General features: G+C 35.3%; 21 protein-coding genes and 1 pseudogene. 13 read left to right on the top strand and 9 right to left on the bottom strand.

The window, feature by feature from the left end; genetic code table 11:
• Positions 1-125: 125 nt before the first annotated feature.
• Positions 126-2,105 carry a DUF2075 domain-containing protein gene (locus ACNQGG_RS00265; protein ID WP_417960415.1) on the bottom strand — a complete coding sequence of 660 codons (1,980 nt, stop codon included), beginning with the start codon at positions 2,103-2,105 and terminating at the stop codon, positions 126-128.
• Positions 2,098-2,304, bottom strand: coding sequence for a helix-turn-helix domain-containing protein (locus ACNQGG_RS00260; protein ID WP_282717628.1), 207 nt, complete (start codon positions 2,302-2,304; stop codon positions 2,098-2,100). The genes ACNQGG_RS00265 and ACNQGG_RS00260 overlap by 8 nt, the downstream gene beginning before the upstream one ends.
• A gap of 82 nt (positions 2,305-2,386) precedes the next feature.
• Here ACNQGG_RS00260 and ACNQGG_RS00255 point away from each other — a divergent pair, with 82 nt between their 5' ends.
• The 3 genes from ACNQGG_RS00255 (at position 2,387) to ACNQGG_RS00245 (ending at position 3,287) form a co-directional block, all read left to right on the top strand.
• On the top strand, positions 2,387-2,620 hold the full coding sequence (locus ACNQGG_RS00255; RefSeq protein ID WP_417960413.1) for a hypothetical protein: 234 nt from the start codon (positions 2,387-2,389) through the stop codon (positions 2,618-2,620).
• A gap of 57 nt (positions 2,621-2,677) precedes the next feature.
• On the top strand, positions 2,678-2,980 hold the full coding sequence (locus ACNQGG_RS00250) for a hypothetical protein (RefSeq protein ID WP_417960411.1): 303 nt from the start codon (positions 2,678-2,680) through the stop codon (positions 2,978-2,980).
• 151 nt (positions 2,981-3,131) lie between these two features.
• Positions 3,132-3,287: a DUF559 domain-containing protein gene (locus ACNQGG_RS00245; protein WP_417960409.1), complete on the top strand. Its 156-nt coding sequence runs from the start codon at positions 3,132-3,134 to the stop codon at positions 3,285-3,287.
• A gap of 27 nt (positions 3,288-3,314) precedes the next feature.
• Here the strand turns inward: ACNQGG_RS00245 and ACNQGG_RS00240 are convergent, their stop codons facing one another.
• Positions 3,315-4,880 (bottom strand): glycerol-3-phosphate dehydrogenase/oxidase, encoded by a 1,566-nt coding sequence (locus ACNQGG_RS00240; protein WP_417960407.1) that lies wholly within the window; start codon positions 4,878-4,880, stop codon positions 3,315-3,317.
• A 462-nt stretch (positions 4,881-5,342) separates the two neighbouring features.
• Between ACNQGG_RS00240 and ACNQGG_RS00235 the strand changes: the two genes are divergently transcribed.
• Positions 5,343-5,660 carry an HPF/RaiA family ribosome-associated protein gene (locus ACNQGG_RS00235; RefSeq protein ID WP_417960405.1) on the top strand — a complete coding sequence of 106 codons (318 nt, stop codon included), beginning with the start codon at positions 5,343-5,345 and terminating at the stop codon, positions 5,658-5,660.
• A 240-nt stretch (positions 5,661-5,900) separates the two neighbouring features.
• On the opposite strand, the gene ACNQGG_RS00230 is transcribed toward ACNQGG_RS00235, so the two are convergent.
• Positions 5,901-7,484, bottom strand: coding sequence for a L,D-transpeptidase family protein (locus ACNQGG_RS00230; protein WP_417960403.1), 1,584 nt, complete (start codon positions 7,482-7,484; stop codon positions 5,901-5,903).
• 345 nt (positions 7,485-7,829) lie between these two features.
• Here ACNQGG_RS00230 and ACNQGG_RS00225 point away from each other — a divergent pair.
• From ACNQGG_RS00225 to ACNQGG_RS00215, 3 genes and pseudogenes are all read left to right on the top strand, one after another.
• Positions 7,830-8,234, top strand: a pseudogene (locus ACNQGG_RS00225) (nuclear transport factor 2 family protein); the annotation flags it as partial.
• A 224-nt stretch (positions 8,235-8,458) separates the two neighbouring features.
• Positions 8,459-9,886, top strand: coding sequence for an ammonium transporter (locus ACNQGG_RS00220; RefSeq protein WP_416855579.1), 1,428 nt, complete (start codon positions 8,459-8,461; stop codon positions 9,884-9,886).
• A gap of 137 nt (positions 9,887-10,023) precedes the next feature.
• Entirely contained in the window at positions 10,024-12,483 is a 2,460-nt protein-coding gene (locus tag ACNQGG_RS00215; protein ID WP_417960401.1) for an AsmA-like C-terminal region-containing protein, read from the top strand.
• A gap of 20 nt (positions 12,484-12,503) precedes the next feature.
• On the opposite strand, the gene ACNQGG_RS00210 is transcribed toward ACNQGG_RS00215, so the two are convergent.
• Positions 12,504-14,114: a L,D-transpeptidase family protein gene (locus ACNQGG_RS00210; protein ID WP_417960399.1), complete on the bottom strand. Its 1,611-nt coding sequence runs from the start codon at positions 14,112-14,114 to the stop codon at positions 12,504-12,506.
• A 234-nt stretch (positions 14,115-14,348) separates the two neighbouring features.
• Between ACNQGG_RS00210 and trmB the strand changes: the two genes are divergently transcribed.
• Genes trmB through ACNQGG_RS00195 form a run of 3 tightly spaced genes read left to right on the top strand, consistent with a single transcriptional unit; the run spans position 14,349 to position 16,091 of the window.
• Entirely contained in the window at positions 14,349-15,026 is a 678-nt protein-coding gene (trmB, locus tag ACNQGG_RS00205; RefSeq protein WP_417960935.1) for a tRNA (guanosine(46)-N7)-methyltransferase TrmB, read from the top strand.
• 54 nt (positions 15,027-15,080) lie between these two features.
• Positions 15,081-15,716, top strand: a complete 636-nt coding sequence (locus ACNQGG_RS00200; protein ID WP_417960397.1) for a LysE family transporter — start codon at positions 15,081-15,083, stop codon at positions 15,714-15,716.
• A gap of 45 nt (positions 15,717-15,761) precedes the next feature.
• Positions 15,762-16,091: an MGMT family protein gene (locus tag ACNQGG_RS00195; RefSeq protein WP_417960395.1), complete on the top strand. Its 330-nt coding sequence runs from the start codon at positions 15,762-15,764 to the stop codon at positions 16,089-16,091.
• A gap of 41 nt (positions 16,092-16,132) precedes the next feature.
• Here the strand turns inward: ACNQGG_RS00195 and ACNQGG_RS00190 are convergent, their stop codons facing one another.
• A complete protein-coding gene (locus ACNQGG_RS00190) occupies positions 16,133-16,663 on the bottom strand; it encodes a hypothetical protein (RefSeq protein WP_417960393.1) in 531 nt (176 codons plus the stop codon).
• Positions 16,664-17,001: 338 nt separating this feature from the next.
• Between ACNQGG_RS00190 and ACNQGG_RS00185 the strand changes: the two genes are divergently transcribed.
• The 3 genes from ACNQGG_RS00185 to ACNQGG_RS00175 all read left to right on the top strand — a co-directional run bounded on the left by ACNQGG_RS00185 (position 17,002) and on the right by ACNQGG_RS00175 (position 18,917).
• Positions 17,002-18,129, top strand: coding sequence for an Mrp/NBP35 family ATP-binding protein (locus tag ACNQGG_RS00185; protein ID WP_417960391.1), 1,128 nt, complete (start codon positions 17,002-17,004; stop codon positions 18,127-18,129).
• A gap of 58 nt (positions 18,130-18,187) precedes the next feature.
• Positions 18,188-18,427: a NifU family protein gene (locus ACNQGG_RS00180; RefSeq protein ID WP_035668624.1), complete on the top strand. Its 240-nt coding sequence runs from the start codon at positions 18,188-18,190 to the stop codon at positions 18,425-18,427.
• Positions 18,428-18,599: 172 nt separating this feature from the next.
• The gene (locus tag ACNQGG_RS00175; RefSeq protein WP_035668621.1) at positions 18,600-18,917 is read left to right on the top strand and encodes a 2Fe-2S iron-sulfur cluster-binding family protein; all 318 of its coding nucleotides are present in this window, start codon (positions 18,600-18,602) and stop codon (positions 18,915-18,917) included.
• Between the two features lie 33 nt (positions 18,918-18,950).
• Here ACNQGG_RS00175 and ACNQGG_RS00170 read toward each other — a convergent pair whose 3' ends face one another.
• The 3 genes from ACNQGG_RS00170 to ACNQGG_RS00160 form a co-directional block, all read right to left on the bottom strand.
• Positions 18,951-19,721, bottom strand: a complete 771-nt coding sequence (locus ACNQGG_RS00170; protein WP_417960389.1) for an SGNH/GDSL hydrolase family protein — start codon at positions 19,719-19,721, stop codon at positions 18,951-18,953.
• Positions 19,722-19,790: 69 nt separating this feature from the next.
• Positions 19,791-20,573, bottom strand: a complete 783-nt coding sequence (locus tag ACNQGG_RS00165; RefSeq protein WP_417960387.1) for a DUF3050 domain-containing protein — start codon at positions 20,571-20,573, stop codon at positions 19,791-19,793.
• 91 nt (positions 20,574-20,664) lie between these two features.
• The gene (locus ACNQGG_RS00160; protein WP_417960385.1) at positions 20,665-21,843 is read right to left on the bottom strand and encodes an acyl-CoA dehydrogenase family protein; all 1,179 of its coding nucleotides are present in this window, start codon (positions 21,841-21,843) and stop codon (positions 20,665-20,667) included.
• Positions 21,844-21,876 lie beyond the last annotated feature (33 nt).

Below are 21,876 nucleotides of genomic sequence, written 5' to 3'. Positions count from 1 at the left end.
TCCGCACAATAATATTCCGTAGGGATTATATGTTCCGTCCCTACGGGACTATGATGGGTGGGGGCATTCTTGGTTTCTACCAATATTAAACACCTAACGGCACTTTTTTTGTAATGTAGTTCTAGCTAAATTTCTTCAATTCCCAATGATTTAAAAAAATCAAAAGTGCCGTCATACATGAAATTTGGCCTTGTGATATCTTCATTATTGCCGCACGGAATATAGATAACCATTCCTTGTCTTGCTCTTGTTAGTAAAACTCGGTAAGAGTTAATTAAATAACTAGTGATTTCGGTGCTATTTATATTTTGCCATTTGGTACCTTTGAATTTTCTGTAATTCCATTCGTTGTTGTTGTAAAATAAATCTCCATCCCAAGCAACACAAGTCCAATCTAATTCTAAGCCTTGAATGTCAAATTCTGTAGCAACTTCTTCTAAAAAATAAGAAGAACGAATATCATCTTTGTCATTCAAAAACCAAATTGGCGCATCAATTTTAGCTTTCACATTTAATCCAAAAGGTCTCAAGCGAATTCCGCCTGATGACGCCACAACTCCAGTTCTTTCTGAACCTTTGGCTGATTTTTTTAGCCAATTTCTGGCTTTATCTAAGTCCCGAGTTATTTTAATTGGATAATCTTGTTTGATAAAATCAAGATAAATACTTTTAGCTTTTTCAATATCATTATTAATAATTTCTTGAATGAAATTTGATAATTGGGCGCTTCTAAAAGATCTTAAAGAAACAGATAAATGTAATTCATCTTTTTTTGTAGCCTTTCTATCTTTTAGAATTGTTAAAGCATTTTGGTCTTTAATGTAGTTTACATCTTCAATGATTTTTGAGGAGTAATAAATATCCCAATCATTAAACTTGTCTGAAAAGGGTCTAATCCATTCTTCCAATCCAGCTTCGCCAGTATTGATTTCTTGTCCACCGCCAATTAAACAAACTACAGTACACCAATCTTCGTGTCTGTCCATTACTTCAATAAGGAATTCAGGTTCTGATTTATCAAAATCAGTAATTCCTTTATTTCGTTTCATAAAGTTAGAAGCTTGTTCTTTTGTCCAAGCTCTTTGTGCTTCATCAAAAATAGTTACTTTTTCAATCGGTGCTTTTTCATCTTTTATAGAAGCGTCTCTAAAATGATGGATATTTTGTATAAATGATTTTACTTGAGAAGACGCTAAAGATTTTGTCATCGTTTCATTTTCTTCCTTAGCGGTTTTTACTTTGTCTCTGGCTAATGCTTCACGTAAAACATCTACTAATGGTCCATTTCCAGAAAGAAAAACCGCATGTTCTTCTTCTTTGTAATTTGAACGAAGATTAGCGATGTTTAATCCTGCTAAAGTTTTTCCAGCACCAGGAACTCCTGTAATAAAACAAATCGATTTTCTATTATTATCTTTTGAAAAATCAATGATTTGAGAAATACAATTAGATGTTACAGATAAGTTTTCTGCTCCCGAATCGCTTCTTGAAATTTCATCAACATTATGTTTTTTATACAATGCTGTAGCAGCTTCAATAATAGTTGGAGTTGGTTTGTAAATTGAATTTTCCCAATATTCAATGTCAATTTTATCGGTTTCTTCAAAATGCAATAATGCAGCATTGATTACAGCTGATAAATTATCAGAATTCGCATAAATTGTTTCGTGCAAATTGTCAAAACTGGGATTGTAAATATTTTCTAAAGATGGCGCTTTATCCGCAACCAAAATTGGAATAATTATTTTGTCATGGCTTCCTTCGTGAAAATTATTCAAATCTAAACCATAATCAAAAGCTTGATTGGTTGCATATTTGTCATAGACATTCGACCCAATTTTAAATTCTAAAACAAAAATGCAGTTGTCGATAATTAATATATTATCAACTCGTTTTCCCATTCTAGGAATAGTAAATTCAAAATATATTTTGCCGCTAAAAATTGAGATAGTTTCTTTTAGAATTTCTATTTGACTTTTCCATGCATTAGACTGTTGAATATTTAATTTATTCAAATCGTATTGTCCAGAAATTTTGCCGTAAATAGTTTGGGAATCTTCATTAATAAAATCATTAATGAAATTGGAATAGTAAGCTCTATTCATCAAACAAGTCTTTAATTTTTACATCAAGAGCTTTTGCTAATTTTTCAACAACTTCAATGGAAACGTTTCTTTCTCCTTTTTCGATTGTTGGTAAGTAAGTCCTGTCAATTTCCGCAAGATTTGCAAGTTTTTCTTGCGAAAGACCTTTTGCTTTTCTTAGCTCTTTTATTTTTAGACCGAGTTTTTGCTTAATATTCATGTTAACAAATATTACAAAATGTGGCTTATAAAGCAACGGAGTATAGTCCGGTTTTTTATACCTTTGAAATAAATTGCTAATTATGGAAGCTCCGAAAAGAGATAACTTTTGTTATTGGACTTTTATTGAAAAATATTATCCAAAGTATTATTCCTGTGATAATATTTTGTTGAGTGATATTCTCAATAGAAAACTACAGGGTGAAGAAGTCTGCGAAGAAGACGAGGAAATGATTAAAGATTGGGACGTGAAAGCAGAGTTGGTAGAACTCGATAAAAAGATATTTCTAAAAGCATTAAGCAATTTTTTGAAATAAAAATATTATTTTGTCTTCAAGATTTCTTCTCACATCGAATTTAAAAATATCATAATAATGAAAGATTCAAAATCTAATATAAATTTCAATTATTTATATCGTGATGCTAGCAACTTTAAGCAATTTGGTTCAGTAATTTTTACTAATCCGAATAATCTATCTATTGAAGAAGTGGATAGTATTCTTCGTATTCGATTAATCGACGAAGAATACTTTGACCACACAAAATTCGGTGTTCCATCATTGTTTTTCAAAAATAGAAATGTTGATGATCATAATTGGCATGAATATAAAAATATTGAAATAACAGATGAAAATCCAACAGATAAACGAACTATAGAAGCATTTTTAAAACAATAAAACTATTTTCGGTACACCGGATTTAACGTTCAAAAAACTTAAAATCGCCATTTTTGTTGACAGCGAATTCTTTCACGGGAAAGATTGGGAAACCCAAAAAGACCGTGTAAAAACCAATACGGAGTTTTGGCAAAAGAAAATAGAAAGAAATATGCAACGATACATTGAAGTCAACAACTATCTGGAATCACAAAACTGGAAAGTGCTTCGTTTCTGGAGTGCGGAAATAGAAAAAAATCTGGAGGATTGTATCGCTAAAATCCAGTCAGAAATTATTTCAAGACAAAATCAAAAAAGCCAAATCTAATTACCCAAAAACAGGAAAATTCTGTTTTTACTCCAACCAATATCCTTTTGCCAAAACCTCAAAATCTTTGATTTGTTCCTGTACCCAAGAATTCGGTTTTTCTCTTTCGGTGGCGATGAGTTGTGCGGTTTCGGGAGCCATTTTCAGGGCTGCTCTGGCATCCAGAAATAGAATACGGAGTCTTCGTGCGAGTACATCCTCGACTTTGCGTGCCATTTCATGGCGTACGGCCCAGATGACTTCGGCTTTTATAAAAGGATAATCGGGATGTAGTTTTTCTGCCCATTTTGGATTTTCGAGCGCTAATACCCGAATTCCCTCCGCATCCGATCCATACTGATGCAGCGGATCTTCAAGGTCTTGGTTTAGGGTGTAACCATGTATTTTAAAATCTTTGGTGATGCATTTGCTGGGTTTTAAGTTTCCTTTTGTTATAACACGGTCCAGTGTGTCTTCGGCCATGCGTCTGTAGGTGGTCCATTTGCCGCCTATGATGGAGACTAAGCCGCTTTTGGATACAATTATTTTATGGCCTCTTGAAATTTCTTTGGTTTTTTCATGCTTCTTTTGTGGTCTGGCCAAAGGGCGTAAGCCGCTGAATACGGATAAAACATCGGCTCTGGTCACGGTCTTTACAAGATATTGGTTGAGGGTGCTTAATATAAAATCGACTTCTTTTTTTAGTGCCCTAGGTTCCAGGCTTTCGATGTCTATGACGATATCTGTTGTTCCTACCACTACTTTATTGTACCACGGAATGGCAAACAATACCCTTCCGTCACTGGTTTCAGGAATCATCATGGCATAATCGGTTGGGAGGAAAGATTGGTCTAAAACGAGGTGCGTCCCTTGACTGGCCATTATAATGGGCTTTTTTTTCACGTCATCCATGCCAAGAATGGCATCGGCAAAAACGCCAGTGGCATTGATTACCGCTTTGGTTTTTAGGGAATAAAATTTTCCTGTTTCTAAATCGGTGGCCTGCACTTGATTTAGTTTTCCATTTTCATCTTTTCCTAAACCGGTTACTTGCATGTAATTGAGCAAATGCGCTCCATTTTCGACACTGGTTTGCGCAAGGTTTATCCCCAAACGGGCATCGTCAAATTGTCCGTCGTGGTATAGTGTCCCGTTTTTCAGGTGCTTTGACTTTATTCCGGGTAGATATTCCTGTACCTGCCGCGCATTGATAAAAGTCGAATTGCCCAGACTCCATCTGCCTGCCATTAAATCATAGATTTTCAAGCCTAAAGTATATAAATAGCCTCCAAAACTACTGAAAGAGGGTATTATAAAAGATTGATTTTGGGTGAGATGCGGGGCGTTTTTAAAGAGCAATCCCCGTTCGTGCAATGCTTCCAGCACTAATCGGATATTGCCTTGGGTTAAATACCGCACGCCTCCATGGACCAGTTTTGTGCTCCGGCTTGAAGTCCCTTTGGTGAAATCGGACTGTTCCAGCAATAGCGTTTTGTACCCTCTCAACACGGCGTCTAATGCAATGCCCAATCCCGTGGCGCCACCGCCAATGATAATTACATCCCAGGTTGTGTTGTTGTGGTTGAGAAAATCAATACTCGTGTCTCTGTTCATAAAAGGAATTGAATGGTCGGAGAAATATAGGAAAAAGATTTTAAATGGAAAGATAAATGCAAAAAGGAAGGTACTCGCTTTTAAAACTAACAGTGTTTAATATATAATAACAATAAAATTTTTAATTTAGAATCCGCGTAAATCTGCGTGAAAAATAGGCATGCAGATTTTAGCAGATTCGGCAGATTTTATAGAATTTGAATAATTGAACCATCATTTTGTAAAGGTCAATGAGATTCCTCCTTCGTCGGACACGAGGGCTATGCCCGAATTGGCGAAGCAATGCAAAACGAGTACTGGGGAAGCGATATCAATTACCCAACCAATCCATAACTCAATTACGATTTGATTACTTGTTTTAATTCTAGATGAGTATTTTTTTATCACAATCTTTTACTAATTCACTCGGTTTTTCATATAACAATCGGTAAGTTTGAGAAACAATCATAAATAAATAATGCTATGACAATACAAATCAACACAGACAATAATGTAGAAGGACACGCCCGTTTGAAATCGTATATTTCAGATGAATTGGGAACCGCTTTGGCACGTTTTGAAGAAAAAGTAACCCGTTTAGAAGTGCATCTTGGAGACGAGAACAGTGAGAAATCAGGTGGTGGTAATGACAAACGGTGCCTGATTGAAGCACGTCCTGTAAATATGCAGCCGGTAGCGGTGACGAATCATGCCGATACTATCGAAAAAGCATTTCAAGGAGCGCTGGATAAAATCAAAAAAGTGTTGGAAACTACTTTCGAAAAACAGAAGACCTATTAAATAGTTGCCTTTGGGCAAACATTCATAAAACTAAAAATGACACTATCTTTTAAATAAGAAAGTGTCATTTTTGTTAGTTGTAATTTTTTTAAAAAATTTTGAGTTTTTGAACCATTATTTTGTAAAGGTCAATGAGATTTCTCCTTCGTCGTAATGACAAAATCATCCCAATCATTTGCGCAATCTCATTACTCTAATTTGAAACTAAATTATTTATGATTATTTGAAAACCAATAAAATTTATCTGTTGTATAGCAATCGCGCTAATGTTTCGTCCCTGTCATATACATCTTCATAGAAATGAACCACTCCGTCAGTATCCACCCAAGCGGTAAAATAGCCAATGTAAACCGGAATTTTATTTTTGAGGGTGTACCAATATTCTTCTCCGCTGTTCATAGCAGTTTCTATCTTTTCAAGATTCCATTTTTTGTCGTTTTTCATGATCATGGCTGCAAGTTCTTTCGGCTTGGCCACACGAATACATCCGTGACTGAAAGCGCGGTCTTCTTGACTGAACAAACTTTTTGATGGCGTATCATGCAAATAAATAGCATTCGAATTGGGAAATAAAAATTTCACTAGTCCCAGTGAATTTTCAGGCCCCGGTTTTTGTCTTACGTAATCGTCTTTCCACTCCATATCGTGTTCTTCCAAGTAATTTGGATTCTTCTCGATTGCCGGAAGGATTTCTTTCTTTAAAATACTCGTTGGGACATTCCAGTACGGTCTAAATACAATGTATTTCATTGGAGCGCTGAAAATAACCGTTTTATTCAGGGCTTTTCCCACGACCACTTTAGACTTTAATACTGATTTTCCATCTCTAAGAAATGTTAATTCGTAAGCGGGAATGTTGATTACGATTAATTCTTTGGCTTTGGTAATGTCATTTGAAATCCAACGACATCGTTCCATATTGACCGTGATGGTTTTAATACGTTCGGCTACAGTCACATTCATGTCTTTGATGTGTTCCGGCAAAATAGTTTTGTTGAGCGTATTACCACTTCTTTTTTTGTATTTCAAAATTCCTGTGGCCAATGCGCTATCATATACAGCACTCTTTGAATCGGAAGTAATATCTCCAGTGACGAATAACCGTTGTCTGATTTGAGCAATTGCTGCAGCGCTGTCTCCAGGTTTGTAGGACTTTATGTTTGGGTCAACAGTTATGGCTTTCCAGCCGCCTTTTTTCTCTATTTGGCGGTATTTTTGCAAGACGTCTTTCAGTAAGTAATATTGTCCTAATACCCCTTTTTCATCTTTATTGATTAAAGAAGGATTTATTAACAGTGAATCTAAATAACTGACATAGGATTGTTTTTTTCGAGGCAAATACCATCCAATATCCTTTGTTTTTTGCGCGTCTAAACCATGATATACTTTGTCAGCATAAAAAAAGTACAGTGCAGAATTTAACAGTTCGATATCAATATTTGGTTTTTGATTGTCATCAGAATCATCGTAAATTTCGTCTAATTTTTCTTTGTAAGGAATAACGGTCTGAACGCCTTCTTGTGCTAAATTACTGATTTTGTTGTGTAGCAAATTCCCAAATTCATTGATTCCGTTTTTATCAAACCATACATAATGAAATTGGTGTTTGCGATATAACGATTCCACTTCGGGCTTGTATTTTTCCAGTTTTGGATACTTCGCGAAAAATGTTTCGACTTGAGTACTGTCAAAAGCAATGTCTTCTGGACTGCTTGTGTTTTCCTGATTTCCTGCAGGATTATTTTCGCTTTTCTTTTTACAGGAAATGGTGGTGAAAACTATTGTAAAAACAATAGCTATAATTGGGAATAGTAACTTTTTCATAGGTTGAACTTTAATGCGTAATAATTCATTTCAAGGCATTACAAAAATACGTCAAATCGAGTAGTGTAATACCTATTTTGAAAAGCAGCGTTTTTTAAGGTTTAAATCCTATCGTTACTTTTTGAGGTATAAACCAAAGAAAAAACGTTGTTAAGTATTTGTTTGTCAATATTTTATATATTTAATTTATTTTTTAATTCGAAATTTTCTATCCAATAATTTTCTGAAAATCCAAAAATTATGAAAAAAATAGTATCATTTTCTTTAAGTATTTTACTGCTTTTGGCCTTTACGACAACAGATTAAGACACTGATAAAGAGCAAGAAAGAATCTGAGCCACACCTGATGCTTGGCATAAAGCTGCCGCCGAAGCAAACTACAATGCGTATTTTAATGTAATGACTGAAGATGCTATTTTCATAGGCACGGATGCCACCGAGAATTGGAATAAAACTGCCTTCAAAGTTTAGGCAAAACCTTTTTTTGATAAAGGTAAAGCTTGGAATTTTACCGCATTTGAACGGCACATTTATTTTGATAAAACAGGGAAAACGGCTTGGTTTGATGAGTTGTTGAATACCCAAATGAAAATTTGCCGAGGCTCGGTAGTGCTTGTAAAAATAGGTAAGGAGTGGAAAATAAAAAATTATGTTTTGTCAATGACCGTTCCTAAGGATAATGTTCCTGAGGTTGTCAAAATAAAAGCACCCATAGAAGAGGCACTCCTAAAGAACTTGCAAAATAAGTAGTACTTATATTCCATTTTTAATTTCGCTAAAGAATTCGTTATAATATATTCCTCAATAAATGCCTTAAATTATAGTTGCTAAATTGAATAAATCTAACAAATTGCCTTAAAAATTATTAATTCGGCGATAATTGTTTGGCAGGTGCCTATTTTAAATTGTTTTATGGTCCGAAATTAAATTTTTTTTAACTTTGCCCCCTAATAAAATGGGGTTAAGTAAATAAAATGAAAATAGAGAAACGCTGGATCATATCCTTTGTAATTATAAGTTTAGTTTGCATCACCGGTGTATTGTGGCCAGCAGTAACAACAACTGATGCTGTTCTTTCACAATTTGGAACTATCGATCAAATTATTCCTGCCGATGTTGCGTGGATGCTAACTTCCTGTTGTCTAGTGTTAATAATGACGCCAGGATTGTCTTTCTTTTATGGCGGTATGGTAGGGAAGAAAAATGTGATTTCAACCATGTTGCAAAGTTTTGTTTGTTTGGGTGTAGTCACTTTATTATGGGTTGTAGTTGGTTTTAGTTTAGCTTTTGGAGAACCATTAGGAATTCATATTGGTTCTGGTTTTTATAGTTTTGTGGGGGATCCCACTTCGTTCACCTTTATGGACTATGTAGGCGTGTTGCCACATAAAAAAATAGCGAGCACTGTTCCATTTATGTTGTTTGCTTTGTTTCAAATGAAATTTGCTGTTATTGCGCCAGCGATTATCACCGGATCTTTTGCGGAACGCGTTCGTTTTATATCTTATTTGCTTTTTATCTGTTTGTTTACATTGTTCATATATGCGCCTTTGTGCCATGCCGTTTGGTACCCTACGGGAATTTTGGGCTCTTATTTTGGGGTTAAAGATTTTGCCGGAGGAACTGTAGTACACATGAGTGCCGGGTTTGCCGCTTTGGCGGGCGTTATCGTTTTAGGAAAAAGAAAAAATAGCAGACACGTTCCCACCAATATTCCTTTTGTTTTATTGGGAACCGGAATGCTTTGGTTTGGTTGGATTGGCTTTAATGCGGGTTCTTCTTTGGAAGCCAATGGAGTTGCGGCAATGGCTTTTGCTACGACAACAACTGCATCGGCAGCAGCAATGCTGACTTGGATTTTCTTCGATCGAATAAACGGCAGAAAAGTATCGGCACTAGGAGCTTGTATTGGAGCAGTAGTCGGGCTGGTTTCTATTACACCGGCGGCTGGTTTCGTATCCGTTCCTGAAAGTATGTTCTTTGGTTTTATCGCCGCCCTAGTTTCAAATTGGGTTGTTAATGCTAAATTTTTAAAAGGGATCGATGATACGCTAGATGTTTTTGCCTGTCACGGTGTGGGTGGAATTATGGGAATGATTCTGACGGCAATTTTTGCGCACGGTGAAGATGCCAGCTTGCTTCATGGTGGCTGGAATGTTTTTGGACATCACATGATGGCATTGGTTCTTGTTTCTATTTATACTTTTTTTGGCGCTTTTCTTTTATTCAAAATCACCAATAGGATTATTCCAATGCGTGTTTCTGAAGAAGCTGAAATTATGGGATTAGACCTGTCGCAGCATGACGAAACACTATTTCCTATTGAGTGTTCAGATGTAGCTGAAGAAGAATATGATACTATTTTTGCTTCCCAAAAACATTTAGAAGAACGGACGATTTAGGAATAGGAGTTTTATTTTTTTAGTTTACCAATACTGTTTTAACTTTTCAAAGGAGTATTGAATCTGGTTTTTGTGTTAAATAGTTCCATAAAAGAGTATTTTAGGTTATCTTTATTTTAATCGATAACGAAATACGAATGAATCAATTTTGGGAAAGCACTAAAGCATATTTAAAAACTACAAACTTTAGAAAAACAATCAAAAGAGTTGGTTTTTTCTTTATCGGTAGTATTGCCTTTGTTTTGTTGTGTTCCGGAATTTTAGCGATTTATTTTGATACTAATAAAACGAAAATCGTTGCTCAAATTAATACCAAAATCAACGAAAATATAAAGGGAACAATCCACATTGGCGATATTAAATACAAGTTATTAACGGGTTTCCCCAATGTGACTTTGGCCTTGAGCCAAGTGGAATTAAAAGATAGTTTGTGGGCCATCCATAAACATACGTTGCTCAAAGCTGCCCAAATTGAAATTCGTTTGGGTCTTTGGAGCTTGCTGGCAAACGAGATTGATATAGATAAAATAGAGATTAAGGAAGCAACCCTATACTTGTTTAAGGGTAAAAATGGAATTGTAAATACGGATGTTTTCAGATCCAAACCAAACGACGCTAAATCAAAAAGTTCCACTACATCTTCTATTGATGAAATCGTATTAAATCAAGTCCGTTTGATCTCAGAAAATCAATTAGGTAATAAGTTATTTGATTTTGATATTATTGCTTTAAAAAGTAAAATAAAACACGACAACGACAATTGGCATACGGAGCTATATCTTAAAACGCTTGCCAAAAGTATGGCCTTCAATACAAAAAGAGGTAGTTTTATTAAGGATAAAAAGGTGGAAGGTGTGATAGTGGTTGATTTTTTCAATGAAAAAAATCAAATTAAGGCCACTGCTGAGAATCTTAAAATTGGAAAAGATTGGTTTGATATCAACGCTCATTTTAGTTTGGATAAAAATAAATCACCCTTCGATATTGCTATCAAAACTAACATTTTATGGCAAGATGCTTCCAATTTAATGAGTGAGAATATCAAATCCAGAATCAGTCGATTTGATTTAAAAAAGCCAATACAAGTTGGTTGCACGATTATTGGCGATATGAATGCTGTTGGCGATCCTCAGATTACCGTGAAAACTAAAACTAACGATAATGAACTCCAAATACCGGACGGGCTTATCTCTAATTGTAGTTTTGATGCTAGCTTTACTAACAATTATAAAAAAGGAAACGGCTGCAATGATGTCAATTCCACGATTACACTAAGGAACTTTTCAGGTGCTTATAAAACGATTCCTTTTTCAATTCCAATTGGAATCATTACAAATTTTGAAAAAACGACTGCAGCCGGAAGTTTTAAATCCGATTTTGATATTTCCCGATTGAATGGAATCGTTAATAAAGATTTTATGCGTTTTTCTGGCGGTCAAGCCAAAGTGAATTTGGAGTATGAATTTGATATTGTCAATTTAGAAATACAAAAACCAATGTTTACCGGAAATGTTTCTGTTACAAATACTACCATAAACTATGGGCCTCGGAATGTAACTTTTCAAAAAACGGATGTTCAGCTTGATTTTACCGAGAAAGCGTTGTTGATCAAAAAAATCAAGTTCAAAGACCGCAAGAACACTGTTTTTATGGAAGGAAAAGTAGACAACTTCCTTACTTTATATTACGACAATCCAGAAAAAATGGTTGTTAATTGGGCTGTTTATTGTCCTTTTCTGGATGTTAAACAGTTTTTGGGAGTTGTTACACGTTCCCATCAAAAAGCGGTTAAAAAGAAGAATAAAACGGATGATTTTTCTAATAAACTGTCTTCGGTTATTGATAAATGCCAAGTGGTCCTGAATTTAAAAGCCGATAAAATGGTCTATAGTAAATTGGAAGCAACGAAGGTTAAGGCTACAGTTTTATTGGTCAATAATAAATTAATCGTAAAGAATGGATGGGTACAAAGCTCGGGAGGAACAATTGCTTTTGATGGAGCGTTAATGCCAAAAAACAATCTTTTCTTTTTAGAATCCAACGTAAAAATTGACCGGGTGAATATTACACAATTTTTGACTTCGTTGAATAATTTTGGGATTCAATCGTTTAAACCAAAAAATATTAAAGGATATCTTTCTGCTTCGGCTTCTGTTAAAGGCATGCTGCTTTCTGGAGGTCAATTAAAGACAAATTCTCTTGCGGGCGTGGCCAAATTTGATGTAAATAAAGGGGCTTTAGTCGATTTTGAACCAATAAAAAAAGTAGGGAAGCTTGCTTTCCCTTTCAGAGATGTCAACAATATCGTTTTTAGTGATTTATCCGGAGATTTTATGATAGATGGAGATTTGGTGAATGTCAATACTTTAAAAGTCAGTTCCAGCGTTTTGAATTTGGATATAAACGGAGTGTATTCCTTTAACAGAGGAACAAATTTAGCATTGACGATTCCGCTGAGAAACCCAAAAAGAGATGAAAATATCACGGATAAAATAGAAATAGCCGACCGCCGAAATAAAGGAATCGTACTGTATTTATTAGCTGTTGACGAAAATGGAAAAATAAAAATTAAATGGAATAAAAACCATGAAAAATAATTGCTTATAAAAGATATAAGTTATTTGGAATCATCAGCAATTATTAGTTCAGCTAAGCGATCGTCCCTGATGTAAATGTCATTGTAAAAACTAATTTCCCCGTTATCGTTTACCCAAGTCGTGAAATAACCAATGTGAACCGGAATTTTCTTTTTCAGGATGCATGGGGTCTCCACTTCACCTTTCATGGCCTCGTTGATGCGTTCTATTGGCCAGTCCGGATCATCTTTTAAAATTAGCAGCGCCAATTCTTTGGCTTTGTTTATATTGATGCAACCGTGGCTATACGCTCGGTATTCGTATTGAAATAAATCTTGAGAAGGCGTATCGTGTAAATAGATGTCATTAGTATTAGGAAAGACAAACTTAACCAGTCCCAAGGAGTTTTTTGGTCCGGGTCGTTGTCTGGCATTCCCTTTGTCCCATTCAATATTATGTTTTTCCAGATAATTTTCGTCTCGTGCGATAGCATCGATTAATTCATTTCTGATGATGCTTTTGGGGATGTTCCAATAAGGGCTGAATATTATTTTAGTTATGTTGCTGCTGAAAACTACGGTTTCAGTCATGTTTTTACCGACAAGCACTTTCGACTCCAATTCATTTTTACCATTTTTTTTAAAAATGAGTTTGTAGGAGGGGATATTTATAATGATGTATTCATCGGCTTTTGTCAATTCTGGAGCAATCCATCGGCAGCGTTCCATGTTGACTATAATGCTTTTGATATAATTTTCAATGGGAATGTTCATACGGTTAATATGCTTGGATGTAAGGACATAATCCGTTTTATAGCCATGTCTTTTTTTGTAATTCAATACACTAGCCATTAATTCGGCATCGTACCGATTGCTTTTTGAATCCTGTTTTAAGTCTCCGGTAACAACAAGTCGCTGTCTAATTTGACCAATGGTTTTTGAGCTGTCGTTTGGTTTGTATGCTGCTTCCAAAGAATCCATTGTTATCCTGTTCCATTCGCCGTTTTTTTCTATCTGGCGGTATTTTTTTAAAACCTCACGCAGTTTGTAATATTGTCCAAACAGCTGGTTTTCATTTTTGATTAATAATTTAGGGTCGACTAATAAAGAGTCCAAAAGATTCTCATAAGAGAGATTTTTCCGGGGTAAAAACCATCCCATTTCCTTGATTTTTTCAGTGTCAATTCCCTGAAATACTTTTTTAGCATAAAAAACATACATGGAAGACAGCATTATTTCGGTATCGGTTGATGATAAATCATCGGCAGCATTCTCATTGAAAATACCGTCGATTTTATCTTTATAGGCTACTTTGGACTTTAAACCTTCTTCCTCCAATTGGTTTACTTTAGAATATAACAAATGGGCAAACTCAATGAGGCCTTTGTCATCAAACCAAATGGAATTATAATTTCGTTTTTTGTATAAAGCTTTAACGTCTGATTTGTATTTTTTTAAATTAGAATATTTCTTAAAAAAACTGGAAACCGTTACGCTGTCAATATGAATTTTGGATTTTCCGGCTGAAGATTCTGGAAGAAGTTGGACAAGAGAAGTTGCTGTAACCGTACGATTTTCATTTCTATTACGGTAAACGGAGGCAAGTGAAAAGCCAAATAAAATAATTGCGATTGATAAAACAAAGTTTCTCATGGCATGATTATTTTACACAAAGGTACAAAAAAAACAGCTTTTTTTGTGAAAATCTAAGGGGAATTAGGCTTGGGGTAAGAAGTTTATTGATTTGTAAATCAGGGTGTTACTTGGTTTTGTTCCATGGAATGGAATGGTAATTCAATGATTCTGAATGTTCTTGACATGATTTTTTTGCCAGCAAATCATTCGGTCTTATATATTTCCTTAATTTTGCCGAAATATTCTGAAAAAGTGGGAAGCAAAAATAAATTAAAGAGGTTCAAGGAAAACGAGACATTCATCAACGTTTTTCAACCAACAAGGGAAGATGTAGTAGGCGATTTATTTCCGCTCAAGGGGAAATGGAACTCGGAATTTTTCAAAAATGAAAATCCGTTGGTGCTGGAATTAGGCTGTGGCAAAGGAGAATATTCAGTAGGTCTTGCTGAAAGATACCCAAATAAAAATTTTATAGGAATCGATATCAAAGGAGCGCGTTTCTGGCGTGGTGCCAAAACTGCGGTGGATACGGGACTTCATAATGTAGCTTTTATCAGAACTCAAATCGAATTAATCAATCATATTTTTGCGGAAAACGAAGTGGATGAAATTTGGATTACTTTTCCGGATCCGCAAATAAAATACAAACGCACAAAACACAGAATGACGAATTCGGAGTTTTTGCAGTTGTATAAAAAAATCCTCAAAAAAGACGGTGTTGTAAACTTAAAAACCGACAGTGAATTCATGCACGGGTATACTTTAGGATTGCTGCATGGTGAAGGACATGAAGTTTTGTATGCAAACCATAATGTGTATGTAAACGAAGGAAGTCCAGAGGAAGTTACTGCCTTTCAGACTTTCTATGAAAAACAATATTTGGAAATTAACAAGGCAATTACGTATATTAGATTTAGAATTAAAGACTAACATTGCGTTTACAACTCAAATAGTTTCTCTTTTTTGAATGCAAAAATTTTCCTTATGAATTTAATCACATCGTTGTTTTTGGGTTTTGCTACGGCTTTTATTGGGATTACACCACCAGGTTTACTCAATATGACAGCTGCTAAAGTAAATCTGAAAGAAGGAAAAAGAAGTGCCTTGTGGTTCATTTCTGGTGCTGTATTTATAATATTTTTTCAAGCCTATCTCGCTATATTGTTTTCTAACTATATTGCTGATCGTCCTCATGTTTTAATTTTGCTGCGTGAAGCAGGATTTGGTGTTTTTACATTGTTAACCATTTATTTTCTTTGGATTGCCAAAAAACCAAAGATTAAAAAGGGTAAAATAAAAAAATACAGCAGCACAAAAAGATTTTTTCTTGGAATGTTGCTTTCTGCACTTAATTTTTTTCCTATTCCTTATTATGTTTTTGTAAGTGTCACTTTGTCGTCTTACAGCCTGTTTTCTTATTCCATGATCTATATTTTTGTTTTTGTTACGGGTGTGGTACTGGGCTCCTCTTTGGTTTTTTATTGTTATATCACGTTCTTTCAAAAAATACAAAACAAGACGGATTTTCTCATTAAAAATATGAATACGATTATAGGAACTATAACCGGATTGATTGCATTAGTCAGTTTAATTAATATCATACGATATTATTTGAGGTAGTTTTAAAGTCTAAATTAGGAATGCTGTTTTATTAGATTCACAATCATGTCAAACGATAATTTTTTCGAACGAGTGTACACTATCGCCAGACAAATTCCGTATGGGAAAGTCACTTCTTATGGCGCTATTGCAAAAGCTTTAGGAGCTGCGCGCTCTGCTAGGATGGTAGGTTGGGCGATGAATGCTTCACACAATATGGAAGATGTTCCGGCACATCGAGTGGTGAATAGAAAAGGATTGCTTACCGGAAAACTTCATTTTGACGGAACGAATCTCATGCAACAATTATTGGAAAATGAAGGGATAGAAGTTGTAGATAATCAAATTTTGGATTTCGAAAAACATTTTTGGCAGCCAGAAGTTAGGCAGGAATAGTTTTTACAATTTCGGACGTCACTTTCGCCGTTGTTTATGCTTTATTCATTTTTATTGTTGTTTTTATTGTTTATTTCGGCTATTCGAATTAAATAGGCTTCGATGGTTTCACCCTCTCCAATTGGAATATTGTCCAGTAAACTGTCAAATCCATTAATTAAATTGGTGTATTTCTCAAATGTATCTTCGAGTAATTGGTCGTTTTTTGTTTCCCAATAATTTCCCTCATCGGTAAGGTCAAAATTTTCAAAATATTTTTTGTTTAAATAATCGAAGATGTTGATCAGCTGTTTGTGGATTTCAGGTCCGGAAAATTGGGTTTTTACCGATAAATAATTGTCGTCCAACTCATTTATGGAAACCTTCGAAGGTTCGAAATTATAGAAAGCACACATTTTTCCGTTCGATAGAAAAGTCAAGCAGACAACTTCGCAATTGGGTGGACTAAAACTGATGCCGTAAATGGAATCAGTATAGCAATCATGAGTAAAAGTATGGCTTGGGAATGCTTCTTCAAAAATATGAAATTTCCATTGGTTTGCCTGTGAGATGTCAGCCACCTCTTCAATCATTTTTTTTAAAAGGGTGGGGTTTCTCAGTGCTCCCTTATAATGAAAACTTAATCCCATAATTTTTTCTTATAAATTTAGATTATAAATTTTAGTTTATTGGGTTTAATTATGTTCTTTTTCAATTAAATCAGGAAGATAATAGGATCCTTTCGATGGATTGGTATTGGAAATTATAACTTTAAAAAATCGCCAATAACCGTCCTTAATTTCCACATCAATAAATGCAATGCAAATCCTTTATATTAAGAACTTTTCATAGTATCTTTGTAATCTGAAATCAGTTTAAATAAAGATAATATTCTGGCGCTAAAATGCCAATTGAAAACAATAAACTAAAAATGAAATTAGATAGGAAAGACATTCTTAAAGCTTTAGAAACGATTACTATAGCTGGCGAAGGAAAAAATATGGTTGAAAGTGGCGCAATAGCAAATGTGATTACTTTTGGCGATGAGGTTGTAGTAGATTTAGTATTACACACACCGGCAATGCATATTAAAAAACGTGCTGAAGACGATATCAAAAAAACAATTCTTGAATTAGTTTCTCCGGATGCTAAAATCAAAATCAATAGTAAAGTTGACGTACCGGACAAACCAGAAATTAAAGGGAAATCAATACCTGGAATAAAAAATATTATCGGTGTTGCCTCTGGTAAAGGGGGAGTAGGGAAATCTACTGTTACTGCAAATCTAGCGGTGTCATTGGCTAAAATGGGTTTCTCGGTAGGAATTCTTGACGCTGATATTTACGGGCCGTCTATGCCTATCATGTTTGACGTAGAAAATGAAAAGCCAGTCTCTGTAATGGTGGATGGGAAATCAAAAATGAAACCGGTGGAGAGTTATGAAGTAAAAATTCTTTCGATAGGATTTTTTACAGCGCCAAGTCAAGCGGTAATTTGGAGAGGGCCCATGGCTTCTAAAGCGCTAAACCAAATGATTTTTGATGCAGATTGGGGAGAATTAGATTTCATGTTAGTCGATTTGCCACCAGGAACAGGTGATATTCACCTTTCAATCGTGCAATCATTACCTATCACAGGTGTTGTAATTGTAAGTACGCCACAAGCAGTAGCTTTGGCCGATGCTAAAAAAGGAGTTTCTATGTTTATGTCTGAAGCAATAAATGTTCCTGTATTGGGAATTATTGAAAATATGGCCTATTTTACACCAGAAGAATTGCCTGAAAATAAATATTATATCTTTGGAAAAGAAGGAGCCAGAAATCTTGCAGAAGATTTAGAAGTGCCATTCCTTGGAGAAGTGCCAATTGTGCAATCAATTCGTGAAGCGGGAGATTACGGTCGTCCAGCAGCTATGCAAACCGGTTCAATTATCGAAACTGTTTTTGAAGAAATCACGAGAAATGTGGTACAGGAAGTAGTAAGGAGAAACGAAAGTTTGCCTGCTACCGAAGCGGTAAAAATTACAACTATGGCAGGTTGTTCGGCAGTAAAAAAATAAATTGAAATTTAGTCTGTTTGGAAAAACAACAACAGCCTAAAAATCCAATAATATAATTATGACAACAGAAGAATTAACACTAGAAGTTCAAAAAGCACTCGAAGAAATCAGACCTTTCTTGAACTCTGATGGCGGAGACATCACCCTTATTTCCATTGAGGACGACAAACACGTAAAAGTGCGTCTCGAAGGAGCATGTACCAGTTGCAGTGTAAACCAAATGACATTGAGAGCCGGCGTGGAAACCACCATCAAAAAGTTTGCTCCCCAAATAGAAACTGTTGTAAATATCCTATAAATGATTAGGGCGTGCCCCTTTTAATAAAAAAGGCTACTCGACATAATGGGTGGTAGCCTTTTTTATTAAAATGGTCGGGCTATCCGCGCTACTTCGGTAGCTGGCTTTTATCCCTTACGCAATAAATCCAAAAAGATACAATTGATTAACCAACCAATTCCAAATAGTAAAAATGGATGTATTAATAAAAATTAAAGACAGAGAAGGAGTAGTGCATGAATTACAGGCTCCTACAGATATGGCCATGAACATCATGGAATTATGTAAAGCGTATGAACTTCCTGTAGAAGGAACGTGTGGTGGGATGGCCATGTGTGCTTCTTGTCAATGTTATGTTCTGAATGATGTTGCATTGCCTGAAATGGGAGACGATGAAGAAGCGATGCTCTCTGAAGCATTCTACGTGAAATCTAACAGTCGTTTGGGTTGCCAAATCCCAATCACCGAAAGCCTCGAAGGATTAGAACTGGAATTGGCTCCGGAAAATTAATAAAAAAGCGTTCATCTTGGTGAACGCTTTTTTTTATTTTTGTATGGCTATAGCTGCTTTAGGCAAAATTCGTTCTACAAATAAAGAATAGGCTAATTCCGAAGGATGCAGTCCGTCTTGAGCTACAAGATTGCTATTTGTTAAACCTTGTCTGGTGATATCAGTAATGTTTATAAATTCAATAGTGTTATCGGTGCAATACTTTTTTGCAAAAGCATTATACGCATCAATCTCCATTGAAATCTTCGATTGAATTCCTGATCCTTGTCCATATGGAGTATAGGCATAATCCGGAATAGAAACTACAATTACATTCGCCTTATCCCCTTTTGCAAGAGTAATAGCTTTAGTCACTAATTCAGGAAACTCTTTTTCATATAAAGAAAAAGATCTGTTTTGATATTGGTTATTTACGCCAATTAATAGTGTTACCATATCATAATCGGATGCTGGATTTTGTAAATCAATCACCGAGATTAAGTTAGTGGTGGTCCAGCCAGTTTGAGCAATAAGCTGCAAAGGATAGGTGTTGTTTGGATTTAAACGACTCAGTCTTTTCTTGAGTTGTTCCGGAAATCTACACGTTTCACAAACGCTTTGTCCAATAGTATAACTGTCTCCAAGGGCTAAATAGCTGAAAGTTTGATTTTGTGTTTGTGGTACTGTAACGACAACAGGATTAGTAGTCGTAGGATTGGTAACTATTGGTGTTGCATTGGTTTTGGTGATTGGACTTTCACTGCTGCAACTCACGATAAAAAGTAGTAAAAAGTACGCAACTATTATTTTGAATTGGTTTTTCATTATTTTGAAATTTGGAAAAGGTCATTTCTAAATAATAGTTACGTTTATTTGATGGTATTGGTTTTGAGTTTAAGCTAATTCCACATTCATCATTATAGTTTCTTCGATGGCATCCCAAAGTCCGATGCGTTTTTCTAAAGCTAAAATCGAAATTTCTGCTACATCTGACCATTTTTGTTCATCAGTTCCACAAAGTTCCGTTATCATTTTCATTGCCATAGGACCATGATCATCAGCATCTAATTCAATATGTCTTTCAAAATAATAAATTAGGGTACTCAAATCTTTTTGAGGAAAATTAGCTTGAAAGTTTTTTAAAATTGCTGTAAACATACTCGGAATCAAATCTTCTCTTCCAAAAGTAAAAGCAGCAGCTATTTCATGCGATTTTCCTTCTTCAATAACTCGGAAAGTAAAATCTAAAAAGGCTTTGATATTAGGGTGTAAATTACTTTTTTTAATAGCTACAAATATGTTTTTAAGCGAATTAACCTCTGATATAAATTGTAAAATCCCTGCTGTATTCGCACCACAGGCTATCATCGCTTCAATATACATTTCATAATGACTTTGGCGACGACCGTCAATCGTCAAATCTGATTCTTCAGCAAGGACTATTTCGTTAATGAGATATCTAGTTTCAGGATTTTCAGTGGCGAACCAAGGAGTTGTTGTGCAGGTTAACTTGGATTGTAATGCTTTTAATAAGGACATAAAATCCCAAACTGCATACACATGACTCTCTAGAAAACACTGTAAGTCTTCAATGGTCTTCACCTTTTTGTATAAGGGATGTTGTAACAATAGTTCTTTTTGGGGCTGTATCCTATTGTTGATAGTTTCAATATTCATCGGTGGTATTTTTATGTAAAGATAAAAAAGCTTCTTGTTTCCAAGAAGCTTTTACTATCAATTTTATAAATAGTTTAATAATCGTTTAATACTATTTAAAAGCTGAAATTCCGGTAATATCCATTCCTGTAATTAGTAAATGAATGTCGTGGGTTCCTTCATATGTTATAACGGATTCCAAATTCATCATGTGGCGCATAATAGAATATTCACCGGTAATTCCCATTCCGCCTAGCATTTGTCTGGCTTCGCGAGCAATGTGAATTGCCATATCTACATTATTTCTTTTGGCCATAGAGATTTGAGCTGTTGTTGCGCGGCCTTCATTTCTTAAAATACCTAATCTCCAGGTCAATAGTTGCGCTTTGGTGATTTCAGTAATCATTTCAGCCAATTTCTTTTGCTGCAATTGAGTTCCTGCAATAGGTTTGTCAAACTGGATTCTTTCTTTGGCATAACGCAACGCCGTATCGTAACAGTCCATTGCAGCACCGATCGCTCCCCAAGCAATTCCGTAACGTGCTGAATCAAGACAACCAAGCGGAGCTCCTAATCCAGATTTATTTGGCAATAAATTTTCTTTAGGCACTTTCACATTGTCAAAAATTAGCTCTCCAGTAGAAGAGGCACGAAGGGACCATTTGTTATGTGTTTCCGGAGTGGTAAAACCTTCCATTCCTCTTTCCACAATTAAACCGTGAATTCTGCCTTCTTCATTTTTTGCCCACACAATGGCGATATCTGCAAACGGTGCATTCGAAATCCACATTTTGGCACCATTCAATAGATAATGATCGCCCATATCTTTAAAATTCGTAATCATGCTTCCTGGGTCAGAACCGTAATTAGGTTCTGTCAGTCCAAAACAGCCCATGAATTCCCCGGTGGCCAGTTTTGGTAAGTATTTCATACGCTGTTCTTCGTTTCCGTATTTCCAAATTGGATACATCACTAAAGAAGATTGTACGGATGAAGTAGAACGAACACCAGAATCTCCACGTTCAATTTCTTGCATGATTAAACCATACGATATTTGATCTAGACCTGCACCACCATATTCTTCAGGTATGTAAGGGCCAAAACCACCAATTTCGCCCAAACCTTTTATAATTTGTTTTGGAAATTCAGCTTTTTGAGCATATTCTTCTATAATTGGCGAGACTTCACGTTTTACCCAGGCACGGGCAGAATCACGCACTAATTTGTGTTCTTCTGTTAGTAAATCGTCTAGGTTGTAGTAATCTGGAGCTTGAAATAAGTCTGGTTTCATGGTTTGGTAATTTTTATGCGACAAATTTACACA

Origin of the sequence: Flavobacterium esculini (assembly GCF_048284325.1) — a bacterium.
Lineage (GTDB): Bacteria > Bacteroidota > Bacteroidia > Flavobacteriales > Flavobacteriaceae > Flavobacterium.
This window is presented reverse-complemented; position numbering and strand designations above follow the sequence as displayed.